This is a genomic window from Escherichia sp. E2586 (genome assembly GCF_005781105.1).
Taxonomy (GTDB): Bacteria; Pseudomonadota; Gammaproteobacteria; order Enterobacterales; family Enterobacteriaceae; genus Escherichia.
This window is the reverse complement of the sequence record NZ_VATN01000047.1, coordinates 1-4179: the sequence shown is the minus strand read 5'-3', so window position 1 is coordinate 4179 and position 4179 is coordinate 1. Positions and strand designations below refer to the sequence as shown.

Below are 4179 nucleotides of genomic sequence, written 5' to 3'. Positions count from 1 at the left end.
GTTATCGATCTGGTCGAATGCGCGAGCAGCACCGCCGTAGGTTTTAGCCAGTACGGTAGTGATTGCAGCGGTCAGCGTTGTTTTACCATGGTCAACGTGGCCGATAGTACCGACGTTAACGTGCGGTTTTGTACGTTCAAACTTTTCTTTAGACATCGATTGTCCCTCTAAGACACGGATAAATCGGTGATATCACCACATCAACCAGGCAACATGCCCGACTTGTTGAATGCAATAAACAGAAGGAAAAAACAGGGAGGAGAAAAGAAGTGGTGCTGATAGGCAGATTCGAACTGCCGACCTCACCCTTACCAAGGGTGCGCTCTACCAACTGAGCTATATCAGCACATCTTGGAGCGGGCAGCGGGAATCGAACCCGCATCATCAGCTTGGAAGGCTGAGGTAATAGCCATTATACGATGCCCGCATCCTGGAACTCGGCTACCTGATTTTCATTCTGCACTGAATATCGAGAGAAGCTCTCTTTATTCGAGCCGGTAAGCGAACTTATCGTCTCGGGCTACGCCATCGCGTGGCCGAAATTGGTGGTGGGGGAAGGATTCGAACCTTCGAAGTCTGTGACGGCAGATTTACAGTCTGCTCCCTTTGGCCGCTCGGGAACCCCACCGGACTTGATGGTGCCGACTACCGGAATCGAACTGGTGACCTACTGATTACAAGTCAGTTGCTCTACCTACTGAGCTAAGTCGGCATCAAGTAGCGCGCATTCTATGGAGACATGCGAGTTCATGCAACTAAAAAATTGCATAATTTGTTTTATTGGTCACATTTTACGCGACACGATGAATAAACAGCCGAATTGCGAGCAGATTAGCATACTTTTTCAGCATCACTCTGCATTAACAATGCGCGCCAGCTAAAACACAATTCTTTTTATCAGATGGAATATCTGTCACATTGCTTTTCAACGATAGCTTCCTGGAAGAGATTTTTTCTTATTATTCCTCCCCATCTGGTGTTACCCTCCTGCCCATTAACCCATTCAACAGAACTGTGACGCGCCATGGCAAATATCGCTTTGCCGATAGAGCTATGACCGCCAGAAACATGCTTATGAGTATAAAAGAGCAAACGTTAATGACGCCTTACCTACAGTTTGACCGCAACCAGTGGGCAGCTCTGCGTGATTCCGTACCTATGACGTTATCGGAAGATGAGATCGCCCGTCTCAAAGGTATAAATGAAGATCTCTCGTTAGAAGAAGTTGCCGAGATTTACTTGCCTTTATCACGTTTGCTGAACTTCTATATAAGCTCGAACCTGCGCCGTCAGGCAGTTCTGGAACAGTTTCTTGGCACTAACGGACAACGCATTCCTTACATTATCAGTATTGCTGGTAGCGTCGCGGTAGGGAAAAGTACGACTGCTCGTGTGTTACAGGCACTATTAAGCCGTTGGCCGGAACACCGTCGTGTTGAACTGATCACCACCGATGGTTTTCTTCATCCCAACAAAGTGCTTAAAGAACGTGGCCTGATGAAGAAGAAAGGCTTCCCGGAATCGTATGATATGCATCGTCTGGTAAAGTTTGTTTCCGATCTCAAATCCGGCGTGCCAAACGTTACAGCACCTGTTTACTCGCATCTTATTTATGATGTGATCCCGGATGGAGATAAAACTGTTGTTCAGCCTGATATTTTAATTCTTGAAGGGTTAAATGTCTTACAGAGCGGGATGGATTATCCACACGATCCACATCATGTATTTGTTTCTGATTTTGTCGATTTTTCGATATATGTTGATGCTCCGGAAGACTTACTTCAGACATGGTATATCAACCGTTTTCTGAAATTCCGCGAAGGGGCTTTTACAGACCCGGATTCCTATTTTCATAACTACGCGAAATTAACTAAAGAAGAAGCTATTAAGACTGCCATGACGTTGTGGAAAGAGATCAACTGGCTGAACTTAAAGCAAAATATTCTACCTACTCGCGAGCGCGCCAGTTTAATCCTGACGAAAAGTGCTAATCATGCGGTAGAAGAGGTCAGACTACGCAAATAATTTTCAGGGGAGCTAATGCTCCCCTTTCTTATTTTTCTGCACTACGCAGGGATATTTCACCCCCCATCCAGGGTTTTATTATTCCATCCTGCTCAAGCAATAAAGCGCCCTGTTTGTCTATTCCGCGTGAAATGCCAAATATTTCTTTATCACCAATGATAAGTTTCACTGGGCGATTAATAAAATTATCCAACTTTTCCCAGCGCGAAAGATAAGGTGCCAATCCTTCTTGCTCGAAGAGTTCCAGCGCCGCGCGTAATTCACGTATTAGCATGGCCGCCAACATATTACGATCGAGATTGATCCCCGCTTCCTGCAGCGTGATCCACCCCTGATTAACGACACTCTCTTCAACACGACGCATTGCCATGTTAATCCCGGCACCAATGACTATTTGCGCCGCATCGCCGGTTTTGCCTGTCAGCTCCACAAGAATGCCTGCCAGCTTGCGATCCTGCAGATAGAGGTCATTAGGCCATTTAACGCGGACTTTATCAGCTCCCAGCTTGCGTAATACTTCCGCCATCACGATACCGATAACCAGACTTAAACCAATCGCCGCCGCCGGGCCTTGTTCCAGACGCCAGAACATCGACAAATATAAGTTTGCGCCAAAAGGCGAAAACCATTTCCGACCACGACGACCACGGCCAGCCTGCTGGTATTCTGCAACGCAGGCATCGCCCGTTTTAAGCTCTCCGATACGGTCAAGGAGATATTGATTCGTGGAGTCAATAACTGGCAGCACGGCTACACTACCGCCATCCAGCTGACTCAATATCTGTTCAGCATTAAGTAACTGGATGGGCTCAGGCAGGCTGTATCCTTTACCCGGAACGGTAAAGACATCAACACCCCAGTCACGCAGTTTCTGAATGTGTTTATTAATAGCCGCCCGGCTCATTCCTAACGTTTCACCCAGCTGCTCGCCAGAGTGAAATTCACCGTTCGCTAACAGCGCGATTAATTTCAGTGGAACGGTATTATCCTTCATGAAATCGTCTCCACTGCGCTAACTTCACCTGATGCACCAATAAAGCGAACTTCTGGCTCAAGCCAGACATTAAATTTTTCACCCACTTTCTGTCTTACATGATGTGCCAGTTGCACGACATCTTCGCTTTTTGCATTGTCTTCATTAATGAGAACTAACGCCTGTTGACGGTGCACCGCAGCCCCACCCATTTGCATCCCTTTTAGCTGGCACTGATCGATAAGCCAACCTGCTGCCAGTTTTACTGAACCATCCGCCTGGGGGTAATTTGGTGCTGTTGGAAATTGTGCCAGTAATGCTTTAGCCGTTTCGGCAGATACAACAGGGTTTTTGAAGAAACTACCGGCATTGCCATTCACTTTTGGATCAGGGAGTTTGGTGGTGCGCATATGACACACCGCATCAAATACTTGCTGTGGCGTTACTGTTGTAGGATCCAGACGAGTTAAGTCACCATACGTTAGTACAGGTTGCCACTCTTTTGGCAGACGCAGACCTACGGCTACAATGGCGAAGCGGTCCTGGTATTCATGTTTAAAAATACTGTCGCGATAGCCAAAACGGCACTCTTTAGCTGTTAAACGCTCTTGCTTGCCTGTCGCCAGTTCAACACAGTCAACATAAGCGCAAACTCGCTGTAATTCTACGCCATAAGCCCCAATATTCTGGATAGGTGATGAACCAACACAACCAGGAATTAATGCCAGATTTTCCAGACCAGGCATACCTTCCTGCAAAGTGTATTTTACCAGGCGATGCCAGTTTTCTCCGGCTCCTACATGTAAATACCACGCATCAGGTTCATCATGAATTTCGATACCTTTGATCCGGTTGATGATCACCGTACCGCGATAGTCTTCCAGAAAAAGTACATTACTTCCTTCACCCAGAATAAGAACGGGTTGTCCTTCTGCGGTTGCATGCTGCCAGGCATTGAGTAATTGTTGTTCGTCTTCGGCACATACAATGTGCTGAGCATTATGATCAATGCCAAATGTGTTCCAGGGTTTTAAGGAGTGGTTCATAGCTGCTTTCCTGATGCAAAAACGAGGCTAGTTTACCGTATCTGCGGGGGGATGGCTTGTAGATATGACGATAGGAAGAGTTTGTAGAAACGCAAAAAGGCCATCCTGACGGATGGCCTTTCGTTTTATTTGATG

Annotated in this window: 4 protein-coding genes, 4 tRNA genes and 1 pseudogene; 2 read left to right on the top strand and 7 right to left on the bottom strand. The window is 46.7% G+C overall.

The genetic code is table 11. The annotated features are described in order from the left end of the window. The 5 genes from FEK50_RS23650 to FEK50_RS23630 form a co-directional block, all read right to left on the bottom strand. A partial coding sequence (locus FEK50_RS23650; RefSeq protein WP_072103173.1) for a GTP-binding protein occupies positions 1–156 on the bottom strand: 156 nt, incomplete at its 3' end. A 114-nt stretch (positions 157–270) separates the two neighbouring features. Beyond that, a tRNA-Thr gene (locus tag FEK50_RS23645) sits at positions 271–346 on the bottom strand. Positions 347–352: 6 nt separating this feature from the next. Next, a tRNA-Gly gene (locus FEK50_RS23640) sits at positions 353–427 on the bottom strand. A gap of 116 nt (positions 428–543) precedes the next feature. Next, positions 544–628: transfer RNA gene (locus tag FEK50_RS23635), tRNA-Tyr, on the bottom strand. Positions 629–636: 8 nt separating this feature from the next. Beyond that, a tRNA-Thr gene (locus tag FEK50_RS23630) sits at positions 637–712 on the bottom strand. Between the two features lie 19 nt (positions 713–731). Between FEK50_RS23630 and FEK50_RS24810 the strand changes: the two are divergent. Together FEK50_RS24810 and coaA are read left to right on the top strand one after the other, a co-directional pair. Then, positions 732–882: pseudogene (locus FEK50_RS24810) on the top strand (hypothetical protein); the annotation flags it as partial. Positions 883–1074: 192 nt separating this feature from the next. After that, positions 1075–2025 carry a type I pantothenate kinase gene (gene coaA, locus FEK50_RS23625; RefSeq protein ID WP_000023076.1) on the top strand — a complete coding sequence of 317 codons (951 nt, stop codon included), beginning with the start codon at positions 1075–1077 and terminating at the stop codon, positions 2023–2025. A gap of 28 nt (positions 2026–2053) precedes the next feature. On the opposite strand, the gene birA is transcribed toward coaA, so the two are convergent. Together birA and murB are read right to left on the bottom strand one after the other, a co-directional pair. After that, on the bottom strand, positions 2054–3019 hold the full coding sequence (gene birA / locus FEK50_RS23620; RefSeq protein ID WP_131162643.1) for a bifunctional biotin--[acetyl-CoA-carboxylase] ligase/biotin operon repressor BirA: 966 nt from the start codon (positions 3017–3019) through the stop codon (positions 2054–2056). Next, complete coding sequence (gene murB / locus FEK50_RS23615; protein ID WP_130210845.1) at positions 3016–4044, bottom strand: UDP-N-acetylmuramate dehydrogenase; 1029 nt, start codon at positions 4042–4044, stop codon at positions 3016–3018. The genes birA and murB overlap by 4 nt, the downstream gene beginning before the upstream one ends. Positions 4045–4179: the final 135 nt, after the last annotated feature.

Excerpts from the sequence above, each read along its gene's own strand:
- coaA (WP_000023076.1), top strand. The coding sequence starts at position 1,075 with ATGAGTATAAAAGAGCAAACGTTAATGACGCCTTACCTACAGTTTGAC.
- birA (WP_131162643.1), bottom strand. The coding sequence starts at position 3,019 with ATGAAGGATAATACCGTTCCACTGAAATTAATCGCGCTGTTAGCGAAC.
- murB (WP_130210845.1), bottom strand. The coding sequence starts at position 4,044 with ATGAACCACTCCTTAAAACCCTGGAACACATTTGGCATTGATCATAAT.